The following is a 22,518-nucleotide window of genomic DNA, read 5'->3' on the forward strand; positions in this document are numbered from 1 at the left end:
CGCTCGGCGCGCGCACACCGAGGTATGCCAGCCGACGACGACGTCGACCACGAGTTCCGCACGCGAAGCGTTCACGCCGGATCGAGCCCGGACCCGGCGACCGGCGCGCGCGCCACACCCATCTACCAGACCACCTCCTACGAGTTCGAGAACGCCGATCACGCCGCTCGGCTGTTCGCGTTAGAGGAGGCCGGCAACGTCTACTCGCGGATCATGAACCCGACGAACGCCGCCCTCGAAGAGCGGATCGCCTCGCTCGAGAACGGCGTGGGCGCGGTCGCCACCTCCTCGGGGATGGCGGCGTTCGACCTGGCGACATTCATGCTTGCGTCCGCGGGCGACAACATCGTCTCCTCGTCCGCGCTGTACGGCGGCACCTACACCTACCTCACGCACTCGGTCGAGCGGCGGGGGGTCTCGACGCGGTTCGTCGACCCGCTCGACTACGAGGGGTACGCCGACGCGATCGACGAGGACACCGCCTACGTCCACCTCGAAACCATCGGCAACCCCGCACTCGTCACCCCGGACATCGAACGGATCGCCGACATCGCTCACGACCACGGCGTCCCGCTGTTCGTCGACAACACGTTCGCGACCCCCTACCTCTGCCGCCCGCTCGACCACGGCGCCGACCTCGTCTGGGAGTCGACGACGAAGTGGCTCACGGGCAACGGCACCACCGTCGGCGGCGTCCTCGTCGACGGCGGCTCGTTCCCGTGGAGCGAGTACGCTGAGAAGTATCCAGAGATCGCGCAGGACAACCCCGCGTACCACGGGATCAACTACGTCGAGGCGTTCGGCGACGCGGCGTTCACGTTCGCCGCGGTCACCCGCGGCCTGCGTGACTTGGGCGACCAGCAGTCGCCGTTCGACGCGTGGAACACCCTCCAGCAGACCGAGTCGCTCCCCCTCCGGATGGAGCGCCACTGCGAGAACGCCGGGATCGTCGCCGAGTACCTCGACGAGCACGACGACGTGGCGTGGGTGAACTACCCGGGCCTGGAGAGCCACGAGACCCACGATGAGGCCAGCGAGTACCTAGAGGGCGGCTACGGCGGCATGATCACGTTCGGGCTGGAGGGCGGCTACGAGGCCGCGAAGGGGACGGTCGAGAACGCCGATCTCGCCTCCCTGCTCGCGAACGTCGGCGACGCGAAGACGCTCGTTATCCACCCGGCGTCGACGACCCACCAGCAGTTGACGGAGGAAGAACAGGAGGCCGCCGGCGTCACCGGCGACATGGTGCGGCTCTCGGTCGGTATCGAGGACCCCGCCGATATCGTCGCCGACCTCGAAGCGGCGATCGAGCGCGCGTCGGCGTAGTCGGCCGCGAGGCAGCCGTTTTCCCTTATAAATCGTCGGTGTCGAACTTCCAGAGCCCGGCCAGCGGCGGTGCGATCGTCCAGAACACGAGCATCGACACCGCCGAGATCTGCTGGTTGACGGCCTCGCCCGAGAGTAGCTGGCCGCTAAGGAACGCGTTGGACAGCAGTTCGACCCCGGTTATCGGGTTCGCGACCTGTAGGAACACGCTGACCTGCTGTTGGGAGACCGGCAAGGGGTTGATCAGCCCCGCGTCGGCCGCGGCACCGAGGAACTGTCCGGTGATGGCGCCCCACAGCATCACGAACAGGACGTAGATCGCGACCCCGCCGATGAGCGCCTGTCGCTGTGTCGTCGCCGCGGCCGAGCAGCCGACCGCAATCGCGACGAAGACGACGCCGAGGACCGCGGCGAAGACGGTGTACCCGAGGTACGAACCGACGTTGAACGCCTCGATGTATCCGAGCTGAGAGAGTGCAAGCAACACGAGTGCCGGGAGAAGGAAGCCGGAGAACACCGCGAGCGACAGCGCGGCGCCCCGCCCGACCACCTTTCCGAAGACCACGTCAGCGCGGGAGTGCGGCAGCGACAAGAGTAGCTTCAGCGAGCCCGACTCGCGCTCGCCGCTGACGGCGTTGTACCCGACGACGACGCCCACGAGCGGGACGAGCGTCGTCACCAGGAAGGGGCCAACGGCGGCGCTCAACAGGAACTCCGTCGCGAACTGCTCTCCGGGCGGCGCGAAGACGTACGCGAAGACGGCGACGAGCAGCGAGAACAGCGCCACGAGGATCAACATCCCCCGAGAGCGCACGGTGTCTTGGAAGTCCTTCTCCGCGATGGCGGGGAGGCTCATCGGTCCACCTCCTCGGGCTCTTCACCGGCACGTTCATCCGGATCGCCACCGTCCGCACCCGGCGCGTCGCCCTCCGTGTACGCCAAGAAGAGGTCCTCCAGCGACGCCTCGCGGGTATGGAAGTCGGCGACGGCGATGCCGGCGTCCTCTAAGGCGCCGATGACCCGCGTCTTCGCGCCGTCGGCACAGCTCACGACGAGCGTGTCGCCGTCGCGGTTGACGCGGCTCACGCCGTCGAGATCGCGGATCGCCTCGATGGCCGCGTTGCCCGTGTTGTCCGCATCGTCCGCGTCGTCCGCGCCGCCGCCACTGATCGCGATCTCCAGCGTCTCCTCGCCGCCGACGGCCTCGCGGAGGCCCTCCACGGAGTCTTCGGTTACGAGCTCCCCCTCGCGGAGAATGCCGACGCGGTCGCAGACCGCCTCGACCTGTTCGAGGATGTGCGAGGAGAAGAAGACGGTCGCGCCGCGGTCGGCCTCGGCCCGAACGATCTCGCGCATCTCCTTCGCGCCCGCCGGATCCAGTCCGGAGGAGGGCTCGTCGAGGATGAGCAGGTCGGGATCGCCCGCGAGCGCCATCGCGAGCGCGAGCCGCTGGCGCATCCCCTTCGAGTAGCCGCCGGCCTTGCGGTCGGCGTCGTCGAGGAGGCCCACGCGGTCGAGGAGGGCGTCCGGGTCGTCGTCCGCCTCCTTCGAGCGGACCGCGAACTCGACGTGTTGCCGCCCCGTGAGTCGGTCGTACACCGCGAATCCGTCGGGGAGCACGCCGGTCCGCTTGCGGATCGCCACGCCGTCGGTCGTGGCGTCCTGTTCGAGTACGCGCACCGTTCCCTCGGTCGGCCGGACCAAGTCGAGCACCATGTCGATGGTCGTCGACTTGCCGGCGCCGTTCGGGCCGAGGAAGCCGTACACCTCCCCCTCCTCGACGGTGAGATCGAGGCCCCGAACGGCCGTGACATCGGCGAACTCCTTGGTCACGCCCCGCAGTTCGATGGCGGTCATACCGCCCCGTTGCCGCGTCGTCCGATAAAGGGTTGCGGGTTCGCTACTCCTCGGGCGGCCACGCGACCCCGCGCTCGGCGAGGAGACCGGCGAACTCCTCCTCATCGACCACGGGCACGCCCTCCGCGTCGGCGTCGTCGCGCTTCGAGCGTCCCGGACTCTCGCCGGCGACGAGGTAGTCGGTGTTCCCCGAGACGCTCGACGTGGCGTCGGCGCCGTGCGCCTCCACGTGCGCCTGCGCCTCGCCCCGGGTCGTCGACAGCGACCCGGTAAACACGAAAGTCAGTCCGTCGAGCGCGTCGCCGGTTTCGACGTCGACCGATTCGGGATCGACCCCGCGCTCGCGGAGCCCATCGATCGCCACCCGATTCTCCGCGTTGTCGAGGAACGTCCGGATGGATTCGGCCACTTCGGGCCCCACGTCGTCGACCGCGCGAAGCGCGTCCTCGTCGGCGTCGAGAATCGCGTCGAGGTCGCCGAAGTGCGCCGCCAACGCCCGGGCGGTCGTCGCGCCCACGTCCGGGATCCCGAGGCCGGCGAGGAAGTCGTCGAGCGGCGGGTCGCGGGTCGCCGCGAGCTCCGCGATCAGGTTCTCGGCGCTCGTCTCGCCCCACCCCTCCAGCGCGGCGAGGTCGTCGACGGCCAGATCGTACAGGTCCGGCAGCGACTCGACGAGGCCGGCCTCCCGGAGCTGTTGGACGCGCTCCGGGCCGAGCCCCTCGATGTCGAGCGCGTCCCGTCGCGCCCAGTGTTCGACCGCCCGTTCCAGCTGTGCCGGACAGACGAGCCCGCCGGTACAGAACGCGAGCGGCCCGTCGCGCTCGACGGGGGCGTCACAGATCGGACACGTCTCGGGGAAGACGTAGGTCCCCTCGGAGCGCTTCTCGACCACCTCGGGGACGTAGGGGATCACGTCGCCGGCGCGGTAGATCCGAACGCAGTCGCCGACGTTCACGCCGAGCGCCTCGATCTCGGCGGGGTTGTGCAGAGTTGCCCGCGAGACGGTGACGCCACCCACGTCGATCGGGTCCAGCTCCGCGACGGGAGTGAGCCGGCCCGTCCGACCCACCTGCACCGTGATCCCCTCGACGATCGTCGTCGCAGTCCGGGGCGGGAACTTGTACGCGAACGCCCAGCGCGGCGCCCGCGCGGTCGCCCCGAGCGCCTCGCGGTTCGCGCGGTCGTCGACGGCGATCACGACCCCGTCGATCGCGAAGTTCAGGTCCTCGCGGTCGGCCATGAGTCGGTCGCGGTAGTCGAGCGCGCCCTCGATGTCGTCGACGCGCTCGACCCGGTTGGCGCGTCGAAGTCCGAACGCGTCGAACGTGTCGAACTCTTCCCAGTGGGTGGCGGGACGGTTGGGGGAGTCTCCCTCTGCGTCGTTTTCCCACCCCAACACGTCGAAGAAGAAGATATCGAGGGGACGCTCTGCGACGACCGACGGGTCGAGTTGGCGGAGGGTGCCGGCGGCGGCGTTGCGTGGGTTCGCGAACGGCTCCTCGCCGCGCTCCATCAACGCCTCGTTGTACGCCTTGAAGGCGTCGCGGGGCATGTAGGCCTCGCCGCGGACCGCGAGCCGGCTCGGTGGGTCACCCCGAAGCTTCCCGGGGACAGATCGGATGGTCCGGACCTGCTCGGTCACGTCGTCGCCTGCGGTCCCGTCGCCACGAGTGGCGGCGCGAACGTATTCGCCGTCCTCGTAAATCACCTCGACGGAGAGGCCGTCGAACTTCGGCTCGCAGACGTACTCGACCGCGTCCGAGTCGAACCCCTCGGCGTCGAGCCCCTTCCGGACGCGCCCGTCGAACTCGCGGACGGCGTCGGCCTCGGTCGCGTTGTCGATGGAGCGCATCGGCGCGACGTGTTCGACAGTCGCCAGTTCGTCGAGCGGCTCGCCGCCGACCCGGCGCGTGGGGGAGTTCTGGGTCGGGAGGTCGAACTCGTTCTCCAGTTCTTGCAACCGCGTGAACAGCCGGTCGTACGTCTCGTCGGGAATCAGGGGGTCGGCCTCCAGGTAGTACCGGTGGTCGTGCTCGCGGATCGCCGCCCGGAGCAGCGACGCCTGCTCTGTGGCTTCGTCTTCGGAGAGCGCTCCGACCGGTTCGAAGTCGGTCGGCGGCGCCTCGACGTAGGGGTTCTCGTCCGGATCCGCGTGCCGGGGCGACGAACTCGTCATCGGCCTACCCTTGCAGCGGCTCGGGTTAAAAACGACCGTTCGGGGTCGTCCGCGCGCAAGCGGTCACAGGCGGCGTGTGCCCCCTTACGCGACCCGCTCGCCGGCGGCGAACACTGCCTCCGGCTCCTGCCACGCCGCCACGTCCTCGGTGGGGTCGGCCTCGAGGACGACGAGGTCGGCGCGGTACCCCTCCCCGATTCGGCCCACGTCGTCGAGCCCGAGCAGATCCGCGGCGTTGACGGTGGCGGCCTCGAGCGCCCGCTCCGGCGAGAGTCCGTGCTCGACCATGTACGCAAGCTCCCGCGGGATGTCCCCGAAGAAGTTGAACGGGGTGCCGGCGTCCGTGCCCATTGCGATCGGCACGTCGGCCTCCAGCGCGTGGCCCCACGCGTCGTCGAAGCGGTCGGCGGCGTCTTCGGCCTTTTCGACGGCGTCCTCCGGGATCCCGGACTCGACGCCGTGATCAACGATTCCGCGGAGCGCACTCGCGGTCGGCACCCAATAGGTCCCTCGATCGGCCATCATCTCGGCGGCCTCGCGGTCCATGAAGGTGCCGTGCTCGATACTCGAAATCCCGGCCTCGACCGCGTTCTTGATCCCTGTCTCGCCGTGGGCGTGAGCCGCGGTAGGAGTGTTCGTCGGAGCGGCGGCATCGGTGAACGCCGCGAGTTCTTCGGGAGTCAGCTCCGGGGCGCCGGTCACCGCGCCCTCGGTAAGGACGCCGCCCGTCGCCATGCACTTGAGCACGTCCGCGCCCGCCTTCAGCTGCTCGCGGGCCGCCTTTCGGACCTCGGCCGGACCGTCGGCCTCGCGGCCGAACCAGTTGCCGTGGCCGCCGGTCATGATCACGTTGCGGCCGCAGGCGAGGACGCGCGGACCGTCGATGTCGCCGGCGGCGACCGCCTCGCCCGCGTCGAGCGCGAGCGTCCCGCGGCCCCCCAGATCGCGGACCGTCGTGACCCCCGCTTCGAGGGCGTCTCGGAGGTTGCCGGCGGTCCGGTAGCTCGCGGTGTAGTCGCTGTCGGAGACCGCGGTGGCGACATCTGGTCGCCCGTCCATCATGACGTGGACGTGCGCGTCGATCAGCCCCGATGCGACCACCGAGCCGCTCGCGTCGGTCTCGGCGTCGACCGCGTCCTCACCGCCGATCTCGTCGACCGCGTCCGGCCCGACCGCGACGATCTCGCCGTCTGCGACCGCGACATCGGCCTCGCGAGTCCCGTCGACGTCAGCCACTTGTCCGCCTCGAATCACGTGCATATCTCCACGAGGGAGCGTTCGACTCGTAAACACTCGGGTCGCGGTAGTCCATTACAACTGCGTTTGTGTCACACACCCATACCTATAACCGGAGGGCCGCCGATTTTCCCGCCATGGCAAACGACAGACAATCAGGCTCTCCCGGCGGGCTGTACGAGCAACGCATCGGGACGCCGACGACAGACGACGAGGTGAACGGGTTCTGGCTGTTCGGGTTCGGTGTGCTGCTCGGACTGGCCGGAGTCCTCCTGTTTTTCCTCACCGAGTCGGCGACGACCGCTCGCGGGATCGCGTACGCGCTCGCGGCGCTGGCTCCGCCGTTCATCATGCTCGGCGCGGTGATCCGCTTCCCGCTGCGGCGGGCGGGAACGTTCATCGGATACCTCGGGACGACGGTCAGCGTCCTCGGCGTCGTTTGGTTCGTGAACATCTTCCCGGACGGCTGGTCTACCGCCTCCGGCGAGCCAGCCGTGATCGCCGTGTACGGAATCGGCCTCACGCTCATCGGGCTCGCGGGGACGATCGTCCCGCTCCTGTCCGACCCGGTCTACGAGGACTACGAGCGGATGCAGGGCGAGGCGGCGGCCGCGACGGCCGAGCGCGACGAGACGAGCGCGGAGTTGGCGTCGACCCGCGAGGAGTTGGATGCGACCGAATCGGAGCTTTCGGCGACGAACGAGGAGCTGTCGGAGACGGAGTCGGCGCTCGAAGCGGCCCGCGCGGAGACGGCGGCGCTGCGGGGGAGCAAGGCGCGGTTCGAGCTGTTCGAGGACGCGGGCGGAAAGCCGCGCTGGCGGCTCCGCCACCGCAACGGCAACGTCATCGCGACCGCCGGGCAGGGGTACAGCAGCCGCGGAAAGGCACAAAAGGGCCTCCACAGTGTCAGGCGGAACGCGCTCGGCGCCGGGATCCTTCGGATCGAGACCCCGGTCGCGGAGGCCGAGGCGATCGCCGTCGACGACGGTCCCGAGCCCGCGGACGCCGCGGACCCGAACGTGGCCGTCCCGAGCGACGACGAGGCGATCGCGAGCAAGGCGACCTTCGAGCTGTTCGAGGACGCGGGCGGGGAATGGCGCTGGCGACTCCGCCACGACAACGGGAACATCATCTCGGACTCCGGCGAGGGGTACGCCTCCAAGTCGAACGCGAAGCGCGCGCTCGGCCGGGTCCGCGAGCACGTCGCCGCCGCGGACTACCTCCGGGTCGACCCGACCGCCTTCGAGGTGTTCCGGAACGCCGGCGGCGAGTGGCGCTGGCGGCTCATCCACGAGAACGGGAACGTGCTCGCCGACTCCGGCGAGGGGTACTCCTCCCGGTCGAAGGCCCGGCAAGGGCTCGACAGCGTGCAGTCGAACGCCGCCGAGGCGGCCCTCGAAGCGGTCGGCGACGACGGCGTGGCCGGTGACGCCGACGGGAACCCGAACGCGACCTTCGAGCTGTACGAGGACGCGGCCGAGGAGTACCGCTGGCGACTCCGCCACCGCAACGGGAACATCATCGCGGACTCCGGCGAGGGGTACGCCTCCGAGTCGAACGCGCGGGACGCGATCGGGCGCGTCCGCGAGTACGCCCCCGACGCCGACGTGTTGGAGGTCGGCAACGCCGCCTTCGAGATCTACGAGGACGCCGCCGACGAGTGGCGCTGGCGGCTCCGCCACCGCAACGGGAACATCATCGCGGACTCCGGCGAAGGGTACGCCTCCCGGTCGAACGCGGTCGAGGGGGTCACGGGCGTGAAGGCGAACGCCCCCGGCGCGGAGGCGGAGACGGTCGAGGCGGAGGAGTAGGTCGGCGCTGACCCGGACGTTTTTCCGGGGTTCTTTTAAATAGTCGATCAGGACGCCGCCAAGAGCTTCAGCCGTAGCTCTCGCTCGTCGATCTCGTACTTGAACGCGGGGTGGCCGTCGACGAGTACGTAGGGGACGCGCTCGCCGTACTCTTCGGCCAGTTCGGGATCCTCGTCGACGTCGACCATGTCGAGGTCGATCGTCACGTCGAGGCCCTCGGCGACCGCCTCGATGGTCTCGCGGGCCGCGACGCACAGCGAGCAGTCCTCGCGGGTGTACACCGTGACGGGGACGGTCTCCGAGGCGTCCGTCTCGCTCATAGGCGGGCGTTCGGTCGGTGGCGCCGAGTCGTTTTCGATCAATCGGGTTCGTGATCGTGGGTGTCAGTACGATCACTCTCGTCGACGCACGACTGCTCGCTTATAAATGGCTGATTGCCGATTGGTGGTGAACACCTCCAAAGCCCCAGCCGCGAGGATTCGCGTGACTCGCTCGTTCGCTTCGCTTACGCGATTTTCTCGTACTGCTCGGAGAGCTTCTCGGCGGCCTCGTCGAGCAGGTCCGACTCGTACTCGTCGAGTTCCCACTCGACCACTTCCTCGACGCCGTTCGAGCCGAGCTTCGCGGGGACGCCGAACGCGGTGTCCTCGTAGCCGAACTCGCCGTCGAGTACGACGGAGCAGGGGAGCACCTCGCCGGTGTCGTTCAGGACCGCCTCGACGGTGTGCGCGACGCCGGTGGCGGGGCCCCACTGCGTGGCGCCCTTGCGACTGATCACGTCCATCGCGGACTCTTGGAGGTCTTCGACGATCTCCTCCTTCTCGTCGGCGTCGAAGCTCGGGTCGCGACCGTCAACGCGCACCTTCGAGAAGACGGGCGCCTGCGCGTCACCGTGCTCGCCGAGAATCGTCGCCTCGACGTTCTTCACGGGCGCGTCGAAGCGCTGGGAGAGGACGTACCGGAAGCGTGCGGAGTCGAGCCGCCCGCCGAACCCGATCACCTGACCGCGGTCGCGGTCGCCCGCCTCGTACAGGTGCCGGTTGAGCAGGTCGACGGGGTTCGACGTGGTGACGGTGACGAAGTCGTCGTTGTGCTCGGCGAGCGACGAGCCGATGTCCTCCATGATCGGCGCGTTGTTGCCCGCCAGATCGATGCGGGTCTGGCCCTCCTTGCGCGGGATGCCGGCCGTGATCACGACCACGTCCGAGCCGGCGGTGTCCTCGTAGTCGCCCTGCCGGACGGCCGTGTTCGAGTCGTAGGCGACGCCGTGGTTCGTGTCGGCCGCCTGCCCGATCGTCGTCTCGCGCTGGTCCGGGATGTCGACGAAGACCAACTCGTCGACCACGTCCCGCAGCGCGAGATTGTACCCGGCCGCGGCCCCGACGGTCCCCGCCGCACCGATGACGCTCACTTTTGTCATACCGTGTGAAGTCGTGTCGGGCGGCGAGTAAACGTTTCGGAGCCTCACGAACGGATACCAAAGTCTCGACGGATCGCGTCGCGAAACCCCTAACTCCGACGGCCGCACACACCCACTCAGTGCCGACGTTCCGCTACCCGTGCCCCGGCTGTCGGACGACCAACAGCCTCCACGACGCCGACTGCGACTTCGAGGGCGTGAGCTGGCCGACCATCGAGAAGGCGTACACGGATCTCCTGACCGTTCTCACCGCCGAGCCGGACGGAATGGCCGAGTCCACGCTCCGCGAGGCGATTCACAGCGAGTGGAGCGGGCTCCACAAGGCCGCGCTCGGCGCCTTGGAACGCGAGCAGCGCGTCGTCGAGGATGGCGACCGGCTCCGGCTGCTCACCGCCGCCGAGTTCAAGGAACTCGTCTCCGAGCCGACCCGGGACCCCATGCGAACCGTCTACGAGTACGGCTCCGTCCCGGGCTGCCACGACAACGCCGTCTTCGCGATGGTCGCGTGGTACGAGATGGTCGGGCTCTCGTGGCCCGAGACCCGCGAGAACGTCGTCGAGTGGCTCCGCGAGTCCGGCGCGTGGGACCGCGGTGGCTTCGAGGAGTCGACGCCCGAGGAGCTCGTCGACGCCAAGCGCCACGTGTACGACGAGGGCTACGGCTGGAAGGAGAAGGGACAGGCCGCGAAGCGCGTGATCGAGCGGCACGTGTAGGCCGCCCGCGAGGCCGCCGGGCGCGTGGCCCGCGTCTGCCCGGCTTTTTAAGTTCGCGCGCGGCGTCTCGCCACCGTGACGCATCCGGAGGCGGGCGCGGCGTCGATCGAGGGCGACGATCCCCCCCGATCCCCGGCCGTCGCCAACCCCCGCCGCGCGCTCGCCGTAGTGATCGGCGTCGTGTTCATCGATCTGGTCGGTTTCGGAATCGTGATCCCGATCCTCCCCTTCTACGTGCGCTCGTTCGGCGTCAGCGACGCCTTCATCGGGTTGCTCGCGGCGTCGTACTCGCTCGCGCAGTTCCTCGCGGCGCCTACGCTCGGCCGACTCTCCGATCGGATCGGGCGCCGACCCGTCCTGCTCGCGTCGCTCGCGACCGCCGGCGTCGCGTGGGTGACGTTCGGCTACGCCGGGGAGTCGGGCGCGCGCTTCGGGACCGCCGCCGCGCTGGCGACGCTGTTCGCCTCCCGGACGCTCGCCGGGGCAATGGGCGGCAACATCGCCGCCGCGCAGGCGTACGTCGCCGACATCACGCCGAGAGATCGGCGAGCGGGCGCGCTGGGGCTCGTCGGTGCATCGTTCGCGCTCGGCTTCGTCTTCGGTCCGGCGATCGGCGGCCTGCTCGCCGCCGACGCCGTGGTCGCCCGCGCCGACGCCCTCCTCCCGGCGTTCGTCCCGGCGACGGCGTACTCGCTCCCCAGCTTCGCGGCGGCGGGAATGAGCTTCCTCGCGGTCGGCGTCGGGTTCGTGTTCTTAGAGGAGCCGAAGCGGACGCGCCCGACGGAGGAGGTCGAGGGGCGACACACGACCGCGATCGGTCAGTTCCGCAATGCGCTCTCCTCGGTGACGCTCCGGCCGCTGACGGTCGCGTACTTCGTCGTCGCCGTCGCGTTCGCGGGCGTACAGGTCATGTTCATCCCGTACGTCGCCGACGCCTTCGGCTACGACGCGACCGCCGCGGCGTTCCTGCTCACCTACGTCGGCGTCCTCGGCGCGGTGAATCAGGGCGTTCTCGTCGGGCGGCTCTCGCGGGTCGTCCCCTCGCGAACGCTCGTCGCGGCCGGTTCCGTGATCCTCGCCGGCGCGCTCGTCGCGATCCCCGCGACCGGACTCGTCGACCGGGCGGCCGGCGACGTCGCTCTCGGCGGCCCAGCGTGGCTCACACTCCCGCTTGTCGCGCTCCTCATCGCGCTCGCGGCGCTTTCGCTCGGGAACGCCCTCGTGAACGTCTCGCTTGCGACACTCGTCTCCGCGTCGGCCGGCGACGCCGAGCAGGGTGCCGCCTTCGGCGTCACGCAGGGCGCGTCGAGCCTCGGCCGGACCGTCGGCCCGCCCCTAATGGCCGTCCTCTACACCGTCGCCGTCGCGTCGCCGTTCCTCGTCGGCGCGCTCCTTCTCGTTCCTGTGGCCGCGGCGTTCGGACGCCGAACCGGGTGACCGCCGGGCGAATCGCCGCCGCACGATAGCTTTACGCCGCGCGTGTCCTTCGTGACCGACACATGCTCTCCGATCTCGTCCCGGCGTGGCCCGTCATCGGCTCGCTCGCCGGCGGGGCGGGGGCAGTCGGGCTCGCATGGGCGATCCGCGAACACCGGGGCCGCCCTGGCGTTGACTGGTTCCTCGGTGTGTTCGCTGCGCAGGCGACGTGGTGCTTCTCCTACGGGATCGGCTTGCTCGTCACGGACCCGACGCTTCGGGCGGTGCTGGAGGCGATGACGTGGCTCGGGATCGTCTGGGCCGGCATCACCTTCCTCGGATTCGCGCTGGAGTACACCGGCCGGAGCGACGTGGTCCGCGGCCGGCTGTTCGGCTCCGTGGTCGGCTTCGGACTCCTCTCGACGGTCCTTCTCGTCACGAACTCGCTCCACGGGGCGTTCTGGACCGGGTTCGAGTTCGAGCCCGCATTCGGCGTCGCGACGGTCTCGTACGCGTTCGGCCCCTGGGCGTACCTCGTCGTCGCCGTCGAGACCGTGCTCGTCGCGAGCGCCGTCTTCCTCCTCGTCGACACCCTGCTCAGCTACGGTCCACTGTACCGCCGAGAGAGCGCCGCGGTCGCGCTGAGCTCGCTACCACCGGGGTTCGCACTCGTTGCGTGGGCGCTGGAGATCGGACCGGTCCCCCAGCTCCAGCTCGCGGCCATGATGTTCGTTCCGCACATGCTGCTGGACGCGTACGCGTTCAACCGCGCGGAGATGTTTGACCGAAATCCGACGACCAGCCGCGCCGCCGAGCGCACCGCGATCGACGACCTCGCCGACCCCATCGTCGCGCTCGCACCCGACCGTCACGTCGTCCGGCTCAACCCCGCCGCCGAGTCGCTACTCGGTGTCGACGCCGAGACCGCTCGCGACCGCCCGCTCGACGAGTTCATGGCAGTTCCCGGCCTCGACGACGACCGCGCCGCCGCCGAGCCGGACGGGGGCGACAGCCACGACGACGGCACCCGCGAGACGATCGCGGTCGACGACGGCGCCGCCCGCCGCACCTACGCGGTGTCGACATCGCCGCTGACGGACCCCAACGGGACCCACGTCGGGTATACGATCGTCTTTTCGGACGTGACCGAGCGCGAGCGGCGCCGCCAGCAGCTTGAGGTGCTCAACCGGATCTTACGCCACAACCTCCGCAACGATGCCGGAGTCGTCCACGGCTACGGCGAGATCCTCCGCAACCGCCTCGAGGATCCCGAGCTGGTCCGGATGGCCGACGCGATCGAGCGCCGCGCGGGGGCGCTGGCCGCGCTCGGCGAGAAGGCCGGCACCGTCGAGCGCCTCGTCGGCGACAGCGACGCGAGCGCCGTCGCGGTCGACGAGATCGTCGCGTCTGCCATCGCTGACGCACACGAGCGCGATCCCGACGCGAGCGTCGAGTCGAACCCCGTCGACGGCGACTGGACCACGCGCGTCAGGGTCGACGCGCTTCGGGCGATCGTCGAGAACACCGTGGAGAACGCGCTCGACCACCACGACGGCGAGGGGTCCGAGCGCGACGACGGCGGACCGTGGGTTCGGGTGTCGCTTCGTCGGGAGGGGAAGGAGAGGGGAGAAGGGGAAGGCGACGCGATCGACAACTCCCGGTTCGTCCTCACCGTCGAGGACGACGGCCCCGGCATCCCCGATCACGAGATTGAGGCGGTCGAGTCCGGCCGTGAGACCGCGCTCGAACACGGGTCGGGGCTTGGGCTGTGGGTCGTCGAGTGGGGCGCCGCGGCGATCGGCGCCGACGTCGACTACGCCGACCGCGAGCCGCGAGGGACGCGCGTGACGGTGTCGATCCCGATCGTCGGAGAGACGTGAGTCAGAGAGAAGAGTCGGTCGTCGACAGATCCAAAAACGTCGTTTTCGGCTGTTTCAGTCGCTCTGGATGCGAGGGGCTAGCATGAACGTAACGTGCCCGAGCCCCTCAGCGAACCCGTAGTGGAGCTTGACGGGGAACTCCTCGCCGAGCTCGATGGTGACCTCGGCGTCGGAGGGAATCGCCTTGTTCATGTCCTTGAGATAGTCGAGGCTGAACAGTGAATCGGCGGGACCGGCGGTGAGCGCGATGAGGTCCTCGCGTGCGAGCCGCAGGTCGACGTCGTCGGTGTCGCCCTCGGCTTCGATGAAGAATGCCTCGTCGGTCTCGTCGACGCGCAGGCGGATGTGGTCCGAGACCATGTCGGCGGCGGTGATCCCGCGGTTAATCTGGGCGCCCTCGACGACGATCTCGGAGGCGAGATCGAGGTCGGGGATATCCGGCTCCTGTCGGATGGAGTCGGGGTCGATGAGCGCGAGGGTGTAGGAGAGCCCGTCGATCTCGATGTGGAGCTTGCGGGTCTCCTCGTTGAGTTCGAGGTGGATCAGGTCGCCGGAGTTGGCCATGCCGGCGATGTCCTCTAAGCGGGCGAGATTGACGCCGATGACGCCGCCGTCGGCCTCGTAGGACTCGAACGCGGCAGCTTCGAGAGTGAGATCGACCATGCCGACGTTAGCGGGGTCGACAGCCCGAATGGAGAGCTCCTCGTCGTTTAGGCGGATCTTACACTCGTCGACCAACACGCTCACCGAATCGAGCGCGTCCTGTAGCGTCGACGCGCCTACAATGGCCTTGAACATATACGTTCGGCTAGGGCGGTATCACCTAAAAAGGCACCCGATCGGACCGGCACGGAAACGCTCAAAGCGACCGGATCAGCCGGGCGATGACGACCGCCAGCGTGACCACGATTCGCAACAGTCGGAGGCGTTCGAGCCGGTATTCGACCGGGTCGGAGTTGCAGTTCTCGTCGGTCTCTTCGTCGCTCTCCGGCCGATCGCTCTCCGGCCGATCGCTTTCCGGCCGATCGCTTTCCGGCCGATCGCTCTCCGGCCGATCGCTCTCCGTCTCCTCGGGAGGGCCGACGCCGTCGCCGGGGCAGTTGCTGTCGCCGGGACGATCGTTTTCGTCTCGGTCGTTCCGGGACGATGCCGGTCCGCCGTTTTCTTCCAGTTCGTCGGTCGCGCTCGATCCGTCGGTCGCGCTCGATTCGTCGTTTGGGCTCGATTCGTCGTTTGCGCTCGATTCGTCGTTTGCGCTCGATCCGTTGATCGAGTCGTTCGGCGTCGAGAGTGTGGATATCTCGTCGTACATGGAACCAACTACGGCCGAATCGACGACCGCACACGACAGTACGACGTTAATTCATATGTATTCGAGCCGAACGCAAGGCGGAACTGAAAGTTGTCGAACGTCGGCACCGATCGAGGGCGCGACTGGTGGTATCGCTCGGGCGCTCAGATCAGCGGCTCGACGATCTCTCGGCCCTCGGCGAGCAGGTTGTCGACCGCTGCGTCGGAGTCGGCCTCGGCGTACACCCGTAGTTTCGGCTCCGTGCCCGAAGGGCGGACGAGCAGCCACGAGCCGTTCTCCAAGAGGAGCTTAAAGCCGTCGAGGGTGACCACTTTCGCGACCCCATGGCCGGCCACTGATTCGGGGATGTGGTCCTCAAGGTCGGCGAGGACGCCCACCTTGCGGTCGTCGGGGCAGTCGAGCGACACCTTCCCGGACGCGATCGCCCCGTGCTCGTCGAGCAGGCGATCGACCCGGTTGTCGAACGGCTCCGCGGCGTGGGTGCCCGCGGCGAGCAGCGCCATCAACACGCCGTCCTTCTCGCGGACGTGGCCGCGGAGGGTGAATCCGCCCGACTCCTCGCCGCCGAACAGCGCGTCGTGCTCGCCCATCGCCTCGGCGACCCACTTGAAGCCGACCGGGGTCTCGTACACTTCCTCACCGTGCGCCTCCGCGATGCGGTCGACGAGGAACGTCGTCGAGACCGTGCGGACCGCCGGCCCGGAGTCGTTCTCTAAGAGCCGGTCGTAGCAGGCGGCGTAGAAGAGGTTGGCGTCGAGCACGCCGCGCTCGGGCGTGACGACCGCGATCCGGTCGGCGTCGCCGTCGTTGGCGATTCCCATGTCGACATCGCTGTCCGGGTCCGTCACGCGGTCGGCCAGCTCTTGGAGGTGCGCGGCCGAGGGCTCCGGCGAGTCGCCGCCGAAGGTCACGTCGCGGTCGCAGCGCAGCCGGACGACCTCCGCGCCGGCCGATTCGAGGAGCGCGTCGGTGACGCCGCGCCCGCTCCCGTGCATCGCGTCGTACGCGACGGTGAGCCCGTCGAGATCGACGCCGTTGCCTCCGGTTGCAGCGCCGACGACCTCGCGGGCCGCGTCGGCGTGGTCGCTCACGAGGTCGACGCGGGAAACCTCGCCGTGCTCGGCCTCAGGGAGGAGGTCGGGCTCTGCGAGGCGGGCGACGACGTCTTCAGTGACCGCGGGGAGCGCGGGCGCGCCGTCGTGCGGGATGAACTTCACGCCGTTGTACTCGGGCGGGTTGTGGGAGGCGGTGACCATGCAGGCACCAGCGAGCCCGCGGTCGACGATGGCGTAGGCGATCACGGGCGTCGGGGTGTCACGCTCGGGGAGGAGTACGTCGAAGCCGTTGCCGGCGAGCACCTCGGCGAGGCTCTCGGCGAACCCCTCCGAGGTCTCGCGGGCGTCGTAGCCGACCGCGACTGGCTCGTCGTGGCCCGCCGCCGCGAGGTGGTCGGCGACCGCCTGTCCCACGATCCGCACGCGGTCGTCGGTGAAGGTGTCGAGCGTCGCCCGCCAGCCGTCCGTACCGAAGGCAATCTGGTCCACATCGACCACGTCAGCGGCGGGGACAATAATGCCCGGTGTCCCCTTCCCGGTCACGGACGTTGCCGGAACGAGCTGCCGGTGGAGGTTTATAAATAACCGGTGAGAGCGAGAGATCCGTCTCTCGTAGACCGCCCGCGTTTTTGGTCTCTCACCCCGAACCCGACGTATGACCCGAATCGTCGCCGTCTCCGGCAGTCGGAGCGCGGACAGCACCACACGGGCCGCGCTGTCGGTCGCGCTCGACGCCGCGGCCGACGCCGGCGCCGAGACCGGGATGATCGATCTGGGCACGGTCGATCTCCCGCTGTATCACCCGGCCGAGGACGTACAGGGCGACAGCGAGCGGCTGACGCGGCTCGTCCGGGAGGCCGACGGCGTCCTCGCGGGCACGCCCGTCTACCACGGTTCCTACTCGTCGACGTTCAAGAACTTCCACGACTTCTGCGGCTCCGACGAGTACGAGAACACCGCGGTCGGGCTCCTCGCGACCGCCGGCGGCGGGTCGTACGGCGGGACGCTCGAACACCTCCGGTCGACGTTCCGGAACGTCCACGCGTGGACGGTCCCCCACGAGGTCGGGATCCAGGGAGCGTCGAGATACGTCGAGACCGGCGAGGAACCGCGGATCACCGACGACGACCTCCGGCGACGCACGGAGACGCTGGGCCGGGTCGTCACGGAGCACGCGGAGCGGCTGCGGGGGTGAGCACAGCGGCGGGGAGGGCGCGTGACCACGGCGGCACCCACGAACGGTAGGGATTTGTGCGGTGAGACGAACCCTCCGTCGATGGGTCGTATTCTCCCCGACGAGTTGGCCGAGCGCCTCGGAACAGACGACGAGCCGTTCCTGTTGGACATCCGACCCGAGTCGGACCACGAGCGGGACGCGATCGACGCGAGTCGGAACGTGCCCGTATACGACGACCTCCGGGCCGGCGACGAGTCGGCGCTCCGGCGCCGGCTCGACGAGATTCCCGACGACCGGGAGATCGTCACCGTCTGCAAGATGGGAGTCGTCGCCAAGCGAGCGACGCGGGTGCTCGACGAGGCGGGCTACGACGCGTCGACGCTGGCGGGTGGCATGAGCGGGTGGAACGGGTACGAGCGGGGCTCGCTGGGGTATCGGATCCGGTCGCTGTGGTGGCGGCTACGGGGATGATGCGGGACAAAGTGGCTTCGGGGATGATGAGACCGCCGACCCGCTGGGCTTTTGACCGGCTCGCGTCTACGACGCACATGACCGAATCGGGGGACGACGACCGTGTCCGCTAACCGAAAGGGCGACCGCCGCGAGCGCGAACTGGTGAACGCCCTCGACGGCGCGGGATTCGCCGTGATGCGCGCCCCGGCCAGCGGCGCGGCCACGGAGCGGGAACTCCCGGACGTGCTCGCCGGCGACGGCGAGACGTTCTACGCGATCGAGGCAAAGTCGAGCGCGGGCGACCCGATCTACCTCACCGGCGAGGAGGTGGAGGCGCTGCTCTTCTTCGCGCGAAACTTCGGCGCGAAGGCGCGGATCGCGGTCCGATTCGACCGCGAGGACTGGTACTTCTTCCACCCGGGCGACCTGTACACCACCGACGCGGGGTCGTACCGGGTCAAAAAGGAGAAAGCGCTGGGCGACGGTACCGACTTCCCCGAGTTCGTTGGCGATACCGAGAAGGTGACGCTCGACGAGGTGGGCACCGGTGGCACCGCCACCGAGGACGGGCCCGATCCCGAAACGGAGGAGCGCCGGGGAATTCTGGAGGCGGTTCGAGACGGGCACATGCCGGTCGAGGACGCGCTCGACGTGCTGTGACCCTCTCGCAGGTGGGTACGCCGCGGCTCCGGACCCACTCGCTTATCCCTCGCGGCGTCGAATGTCGAGGTGAATGAGCGAGGAGTTCGTCCTGCTTGAACCCGAGGACCAGCCCGGCGACGAGTGGGAGAAACTGGACGTCTCCGACACGGAGGCCGACCGGATCGCCCGCCGGCAGGACCGAGAGTTCGACGAGTTCCGCAAGCGGATCAAGGACACCGAGCAGTTCAAACTGCAGGAGTCGGTGTTCGACGACGCGACGCTAGCGGCCATCTACAAGCTCGTACAGGACGGCTACGTCGACGCCTTCGGCGGGCCTGTGTCGACCGGGAAAGAGGCGAGCGTCTTCGAGGCGCTCGGCGGACAAGCGGGCGAGCGGCCGGAGCCGGGCTCGGCCGCGGCGGGAGGCGGTCCAGAGGGCGTCCATCCGGAGCGCGAGGTCGCCGTGAAGGTGTACCGGATCAACTCCTCGAACTTTCGGCAGATGCGCGACTACCTGGAGGGCGACCCGCGATTCGAGGGGATCGCGAGCGACAAGAAGGCGGTCGTACTGGCGTGGACCCGCAAGGAGTTCGCGAATCTCGAACGCGCACGCAAGGCCGGCGTTCGGGTGCCCGAACCGATCGCGGTCCAGCGGAACGTCCTCGTGATGGAACTCGTGGGGCACGCCGAGGACCGCGCCCGCCGGCTCTCGGAGGTCGACGTCGAGAACCCGGAGACCGCCTACGAGGTCGTCCGCGAGTACATGCGCCGGCTCTTCCGCGCCGGGCTGATCCACGGCGACCTCTCGGAGTACAACATGATCATCCACGAGGGCGAACTGGTGATCATCGACATGGGACAGGCCGTGACGGTCCACCACCCGAACGCCGGGGAGTTCCTCGACCGCGACTGCGAGAACGTGGCGACCTTCTTCACTCGGCAGGGGATCGACGTCGACCCCGACGACCTCTACGAGTACGTGACGGAACCGGAGCCGGACCCGAGCGGGGAGCCGGAGTCGGGCGGAGAGTCGAAGTCGGGCGGAGAGTCGAAGTCGGGCGGGGAGTCGAAGTCGGGCGGAGAGTCCGACAAGTAGATCGCGGTGAACTCGTCCTCAAGCGGCCGAAGACCACCGTCACACGGCCACACACCGCTCACGGCGGAACACGTTTAAAAGGCTTCGCCGGGTATTCACCCATATGCAACACGTGACGGTTCCGCAGGACCGTATCGGCGTCGTCATCGGCGCCGGCGGCGAGACGATGCGAGAGATCGAAGAGCGGGCGAACGTGCGGCTCGACATCGACTCGGAGTCGGGTAGCGTCGCCATCGAGGAGCTTGACGACCCGGTCGCCGCGTTGGTGGCACCGGACATTATCAAGGCGATCGGGCGGGGGTTCAAACCGGAGACGGCGCTGTCGATCCTCGATCACGACCTCCGGACGCTCGATCTGATCGACCTGTCGGAGCACACCCGCAACGACAACGACCTCCAGCGCAAGAAGGGCCGGATCATCGGCGAGAACGGTCGGACGCGCGAACTCATTGAGGAGCTGTCGGGCGCGAACGTCGTCGTCTACGGGTCGACCGTGGGCGCCGTTGGCCAGCCCGAGGAGCTAGAGGTCGTCCGCCGGGCGGTCGGGATGCTGCTGGACGGCGCCCCGCACGGCGCGGTGTACTCGTACTTAGAGCGGATGTCGAACGAACTCGACGACGACGTGAGCTTCAACGCGCCGCAATAATTGGTACTCGACGTCGACGTTGACGACGCCGTCATCGTTCATTTATAAACGACTGCGACTGGCAGTGCGGTGAACACTGCCAAAGCCCCAGTCGCTCGGCAGTACGCGATCGATGACTCCGCAGTGAATACCTTCAAAGCCCCAGTCGCGACGACTCGCGGCCTGTCGGCCGCTCGCAGGCGCACGCCACCGCGGTTAGTTTATAAGCGATCCACGTCCCAGCGCTCGATTCGGATATCTATATAAAGGGTCGTGTGAACGTGCCCCATACCTAACGATACTCCCCCACCGTGTTGCGTTTTCCCACGGAGTGAGCAAAGGGTTTATATAGAATCACAAACAATCAATGGTTGTAATGTCACAGCGCCAGCGGATGGGCAATCAGCCCATGATCGTACTTTCCGAGGAGTCACAGCGTACCTCCGGAAAGGACGCTCAGAACATGAATATCACGGCCGGCAAGGCGGTCGCGGAGTCCGTCCGCACCACGCTCGGCCCGAAAGGGATGGACAAGATGCTCGTCGACTCCGGCGGGTCCGTCGTCGTCACGAACGACGGCGTCACCATCCTGAAGGAGATGGACATCGACCACCCGGCGGCCAACATGATCGTCGAGGTCAGCGAGACGCAGGAGGAGGAAGTCGGTGACGGCACCACCTCCGCTGTCGTCGTCGCCGGTGAGCTCCTCGATCAGGCCGAGGAGCTCCTCGATCAGGATATCCACGCGACCACGCTCGCGCAGGGATACCGTCAGGCCGCCGAGAAGGCCAAGGATATCCTCGAAGAGGAGGCCATCGAGGTCTCCGAGGACGACCGCGACACCCTCGTCCAGATCGCCGAGACGGCGATGACGGGCAAGGGCGCCGAGAACTCCAAGGACCTCCTCGCCGAACTCGTCGTCGACTCCGTCCTCGCGGTTCAGGACGACGACAGCATCGACACGGACAACGTCTCCGTCGAGAAGGTCGTCGGCAGCTCCATCGACAAGTCCGAGCTCGTCGAGGGCGTCATCGTCGACAAAGAGCGCGTCGACGAGAACATGCCCTTCGCGGTCGAGGACGCCGACGTGGCGCTGTTCGACGGCGCCATCGAAGTGAAGGAGACGGAGATCGACGCCGAAGTCAACGTCACGGACCCCGACCAGCTCCAGCAGTTCCTCGACCAGGAAGAGGAGCAGCTCCGCGAGATGGTCGACCACCTCGTCGACATCGGTGCCGACGTCGTCTTCGTCGGTGACGGCATCGACGACATGGCACAGCACTACCTCGCGCAGGAGGGCATCCTCGCCGTCCGCCGCGCGAAGTCCGACGACCTCAAGCGCCTCGCCCGCGCGACCGGCGGCCGCGTCGTCTCCAACCTCGACGACATCGAGACGGACGACCTCGGCTTCGCCGGCTCCGTCGCACAGAAGGACATCGGCGGCGACGAGCGCATCTTCGTCGAGGACGTCGAAGAGGCCAAGTCCGTCACGCTCATCCTCCGCGGCGGCACCGAACACGTCGTTGACGAGGTCGAGCGCGCCATCGAGGACTCGCTCGGCGTCGTCCGCACGACGCTGCTCGACGGGAAGGTGCTGCCCGGCGGCGGCGCCCCCGAGGCCGAGCTCGCGCTGCAGCTCCGCGACTTCGCCGACTCCGTCGGCGGCCGCGAGCAGCTCGCCGTCGAGGCGTTCGCCGACGCGCTGGAAGTCATCCCGCGCACCCTCGCCGAGAACGCGGGTCTCGATCCCATCGACTCGCTGGTCGACCTCCGCTCCCGGCACGACGCCGGCGAGTTCGGCGCCGGTCTCGACGCCTACACGGGCGACGTGATCGACATGGAGGCCGAGGGCGTCGTGGAGCCGCTCCGCGTCAAGACCCAGGCCATCGAGTCCGCCACCGAGGCGGCAGTCATGATCCTCCGCATCGACGACGTCATCGCGGCCGGCGACCTCAAGGGCGGCGGCTCCGACGACGGCGGCGACGAGGGCGGCCCCGGCGGCGCGCCCGGCGGCATGGGCGGCATGGGCGGCATGGGCGGCATGGGCGGTGCGATGTAAACGTCCGATAGGACAACACCACTCCCACACCGACCGCAATCGCTTCGCTAGACCGACCCGACGACCGACCGTCGCGCGCCCCTTCGGGCCTCGACGACACGCAATTTTTATCGAGCCGACTGATCGCGGAGCCCTCGGCTCACGTCTCGACCGACGTAGCAGTTGCTCTGCCAACACGACGATAACACCGGTGTAACCACCCGACACGGGTGTTCGCGAGTCGTTAAGTGTCGTCCGCGCCTCCGATCGATCCACGAGACGGGT

General features: G+C 68.6%; 20 protein-coding genes. 11 read left to right on the plus strand and 9 right to left on the minus strand.

Annotated features, from left to right (window positions below):
* The first annotated feature begins 24 nt into the window (after nt 1-24).
* On the plus strand, nt 25-1,326 hold the full coding sequence (locus tag HLAC_RS13115) for an O-acetylhomoserine aminocarboxypropyltransferase/cysteine synthase family protein (protein WP_015911323.1): 1,302 nt from the start codon (nt 25-27) through the stop codon (nt 1,324-1,326).
* A 25-nt stretch (nt 1,327-1,351) separates the two neighbouring features.
* Here the strand turns inward: HLAC_RS13115 and HLAC_RS13120 are convergent, their stop codons facing one another.
* From HLAC_RS13120 to HLAC_RS13135, 4 genes are all read right to left on the minus strand, one after another.
* Complete coding sequence (locus HLAC_RS13120) at nt 1,352-2,182, minus strand: ABC transporter permease (protein WP_015911324.1); 831 nt, start codon at nt 2,180-2,182, stop codon at nt 1,352-1,354.
* Nucleotides 2,179-3,183: an ABC transporter ATP-binding protein gene (locus HLAC_RS13125; RefSeq protein WP_015911325.1), complete on the minus strand. Its 1,005-nt coding sequence runs from the start codon at nt 3,181-3,183 to the stop codon at nt 2,179-2,181. Before HLAC_RS13125 ends, HLAC_RS13120 begins: the two co-directional genes overlap by 4 nt.
* Nucleotides 3,184-3,226: 43 nt before the next feature.
* Nucleotides 3,227-5,359, minus strand: coding sequence for an NAD-dependent DNA ligase LigA (gene ligA / locus HLAC_RS13130; RefSeq protein WP_015911326.1), 2,133 nt, complete (start codon nt 5,357-5,359; stop codon nt 3,227-3,229).
* A gap of 84 nt (nt 5,360-5,443) precedes the next feature.
* Entirely contained in the window at nt 5,444-6,619 is a 1,176-nt protein-coding gene (locus HLAC_RS13135; RefSeq protein ID WP_015911327.1) for a metal-dependent hydrolase family protein, read from the minus strand.
* 113 nt (nt 6,620-6,732) lie between these two features.
* On the opposite strand from HLAC_RS13135, the gene HLAC_RS13140 reads away from it, so the two are divergent.
* Nucleotides 6,733-8,406 (plus strand): HVO_2922 family protein, encoded by a 1,674-nt coding sequence (locus tag HLAC_RS13140; protein ID WP_015911328.1) that lies wholly within the window; start codon nt 6,733-6,735, stop codon nt 8,404-8,406.
* Nucleotides 8,407-8,453: 47 nt separating this feature from the next.
* On the opposite strand, the gene HLAC_RS13145 is transcribed toward HLAC_RS13140, so the two are convergent.
* Complete coding sequence (locus HLAC_RS13145) at nt 8,454-8,726, minus strand: glutaredoxin family protein (RefSeq protein WP_015911329.1); 273 nt, start codon at nt 8,724-8,726, stop codon at nt 8,454-8,456.
* Nucleotides 8,727-8,911: 185 nt separating this feature from the next.
* Nucleotides 8,912-9,826: a malate dehydrogenase gene (mdh, locus tag HLAC_RS13150; RefSeq protein WP_015911330.1), complete on the minus strand. Its 915-nt coding sequence runs from the start codon at nt 9,824-9,826 to the stop codon at nt 8,912-8,914.
* Between the two features lie 119 nt (nt 9,827-9,945).
* On the opposite strand from mdh, the gene HLAC_RS13155 reads away from it, so the two are divergent.
* The 3 genes from HLAC_RS13155 (at nt 9,946) to HLAC_RS13165 (ending at nt 13,835) form a co-directional block, all read left to right on the plus strand.
* Entirely contained in the window at nt 9,946-10,539 is a 594-nt protein-coding gene (locus tag HLAC_RS13155) for a DUF7474 family protein (RefSeq protein ID WP_015911331.1), read from the plus strand.
* A gap of 75 nt (nt 10,540-10,614) precedes the next feature.
* On the plus strand, nt 10,615-11,976 hold the full coding sequence (locus tag HLAC_RS13160; RefSeq protein ID WP_015911332.1) for an MFS transporter: 1,362 nt from the start codon (nt 10,615-10,617) through the stop codon (nt 11,974-11,976).
* A gap of 62 nt (nt 11,977-12,038) precedes the next feature.
* A complete protein-coding gene (locus tag HLAC_RS13165; protein ID WP_015911333.1) occupies nt 12,039-13,835 on the plus strand; it encodes a histidine kinase N-terminal 7TM domain-containing protein in 1,797 nt (598 codons plus the stop codon).
* 54 nt (nt 13,836-13,889) lie between these two features.
* Here HLAC_RS13165 and HLAC_RS13170 read toward each other — a convergent pair whose 3' ends face one another.
* From HLAC_RS13170 to HLAC_RS13180, 3 genes are all read right to left on the minus strand, one after another.
* Nucleotides 13,890-14,633, minus strand: coding sequence for a DNA polymerase sliding clamp (locus HLAC_RS13170; RefSeq protein WP_015911334.1), 744 nt, complete (start codon nt 14,631-14,633; stop codon nt 13,890-13,892).
* 61 nt (nt 14,634-14,694) lie between these two features.
* Complete coding sequence (locus HLAC_RS13175) at nt 14,695-15,147, minus strand: hypothetical protein (RefSeq protein WP_015911335.1); 453 nt, start codon at nt 15,145-15,147, stop codon at nt 14,695-14,697.
* Nucleotides 15,148-15,290: 143 nt separating this feature from the next.
* Entirely contained in the window at nt 15,291-16,691 is a 1,401-nt protein-coding gene (locus HLAC_RS13180) for a phosphoglucomutase/phosphomannomutase family protein (protein ID WP_049933773.1), read from the minus strand.
* A gap of 166 nt (nt 16,692-16,857) precedes the next feature.
* On the opposite strand from HLAC_RS13180, the gene HLAC_RS13185 reads away from it, so the two are divergent.
* The 6 genes from HLAC_RS13185 (at nt 16,858) to thsA (ending at nt 22,254) form a co-directional block, all read left to right on the plus strand.
* Entirely contained in the window at nt 16,858-17,397 is a 540-nt protein-coding gene (locus tag HLAC_RS13185; RefSeq protein WP_015911337.1) for an NADPH-dependent FMN reductase, read from the plus strand.
* A gap of 81 nt (nt 17,398-17,478) precedes the next feature.
* Entirely contained in the window at nt 17,479-17,850 is a 372-nt protein-coding gene (locus HLAC_RS13190) for a rhodanese-like domain-containing protein (protein WP_015911338.1), read from the plus strand.
* A 102-nt stretch (nt 17,851-17,952) separates the two neighbouring features.
* Nucleotides 17,953-18,492 carry a Holliday junction resolvase Hjc gene (hjc, locus tag HLAC_RS13195; RefSeq protein WP_015911340.1) on the plus strand — a complete coding sequence of 180 codons (540 nt, stop codon included), beginning with the start codon at nt 17,953-17,955 and terminating at the stop codon, nt 18,490-18,492.
* Nucleotides 18,493-18,565: 73 nt separating this feature from the next.
* Entirely contained in the window at nt 18,566-19,570 is a 1,005-nt protein-coding gene (gene rio1 / locus HLAC_RS13200) for a serine/threonine-protein kinase Rio1 (protein ID WP_015911341.1), read from the plus strand.
* 103 nt (nt 19,571-19,673) lie between these two features.
* Nucleotides 19,674-20,216 (plus strand): KH domain-containing protein, encoded by a 543-nt coding sequence (locus HLAC_RS13205; protein WP_015911342.1) that lies wholly within the window; start codon nt 19,674-19,676, stop codon nt 20,214-20,216.
* A gap of 388 nt (nt 20,217-20,604) precedes the next feature.
* On the plus strand, nt 20,605-22,254 hold the full coding sequence (gene thsA / locus HLAC_RS13210; protein WP_049933606.1) for a thermosome subunit alpha: 1,650 nt from the start codon (nt 20,605-20,607) through the stop codon (nt 22,252-22,254).
* Nucleotides 22,255-22,518 lie beyond the last annotated feature (264 nt).

This window comes from Halorubrum lacusprofundi ATCC 49239 (assembly GCF_000022205.1).
In the GTDB taxonomy this organism is placed as follows: Archaea; Halobacteriota; Halobacteria; order Halobacteriales; family Haloferacaceae; genus Halorubrum; species Halorubrum lacusprofundi.

What these genes read in the sequence shown, in the direction of transcription:
- ligA (WP_015911326.1), bottom strand. Translation starts at nt 5,359, where the DNA reads ATGACGAGTTCGTCGCCCCGGCACGCGGATCCGGACGAGAACCCCTAC.
- HLAC_RS13175 (WP_015911335.1), bottom strand. Translation starts at nt 15,147, where the DNA reads ATGTACGACGAGATATCCACACTCTCGACGCCGAACGACTCGATCAAC.
- HLAC_RS13120 (WP_015911324.1), bottom strand. Translation starts at nt 2,182, where the DNA reads ATGAGCCTCCCCGCCATCGCGGAGAAGGACTTCCAAGACACCGTGCGC.
- thsA (WP_049933606.1), top strand. Translation starts at nt 20,605, where the DNA reads ATGATCGTACTTTCCGAGGAGTCACAGCGTACCTCCGGAAAGGACGCT.
- HLAC_RS13145 (WP_015911329.1), bottom strand. Translation starts at nt 8,726, where the DNA reads ATGAGCGAGACGGACGCCTCGGAGACCGTCCCCGTCACGGTGTACACC.
- HLAC_RS13140 (WP_015911328.1), top strand. Translation starts at nt 6,733, where the DNA reads ATGGCAAACGACAGACAATCAGGCTCTCCCGGCGGGCTGTACGAGCAA.
- HLAC_RS13190 (WP_015911338.1), top strand. Translation starts at nt 17,479, where the DNA reads ATGGGTCGTATTCTCCCCGACGAGTTGGCCGAGCGCCTCGGAACAGAC.
- HLAC_RS13170 (WP_015911334.1), bottom strand. Translation starts at nt 14,633, where the DNA reads ATGTTCAAGGCCATTGTAGGCGCGTCGACGCTACAGGACGCGCTCGAT.
- HLAC_RS13165 (WP_015911333.1), top strand. Translation starts at nt 12,039, where the DNA reads ATGCTCTCCGATCTCGTCCCGGCGTGGCCCGTCATCGGCTCGCTCGCC.
- HLAC_RS13185 (WP_015911337.1), top strand. Translation starts at nt 16,858, where the DNA reads ATGACCCGAATCGTCGCCGTCTCCGGCAGTCGGAGCGCGGACAGCACC.
- HLAC_RS13205 (WP_015911342.1), top strand. Translation starts at nt 19,674, where the DNA reads ATGCAACACGTGACGGTTCCGCAGGACCGTATCGGCGTCGTCATCGGC.
- HLAC_RS13115 (WP_015911323.1), top strand. Translation starts at nt 25, where the DNA reads ATGCCAGCCGACGACGACGTCGACCACGAGTTCCGCACGCGAAGCGTT.
- mdh (WP_015911330.1), bottom strand. Translation starts at nt 9,826, where the DNA reads ATGACAAAAGTGAGCGTCATCGGTGCGGCGGGGACCGTCGGGGCCGCG.
- rio1 (WP_015911341.1), top strand. Translation starts at nt 18,566, where the DNA reads ATGAGCGAGGAGTTCGTCCTGCTTGAACCCGAGGACCAGCCCGGCGAC.
- HLAC_RS13135 (WP_015911327.1), bottom strand. Translation starts at nt 6,619, where the DNA reads ATGCACGTGATTCGAGGCGGACAAGTGGCTGACGTCGACGGGACTCGC.
- HLAC_RS13125 (WP_015911325.1), bottom strand. Translation starts at nt 3,183, where the DNA reads ATGACCGCCATCGAACTGCGGGGCGTGACCAAGGAGTTCGCCGATGTC.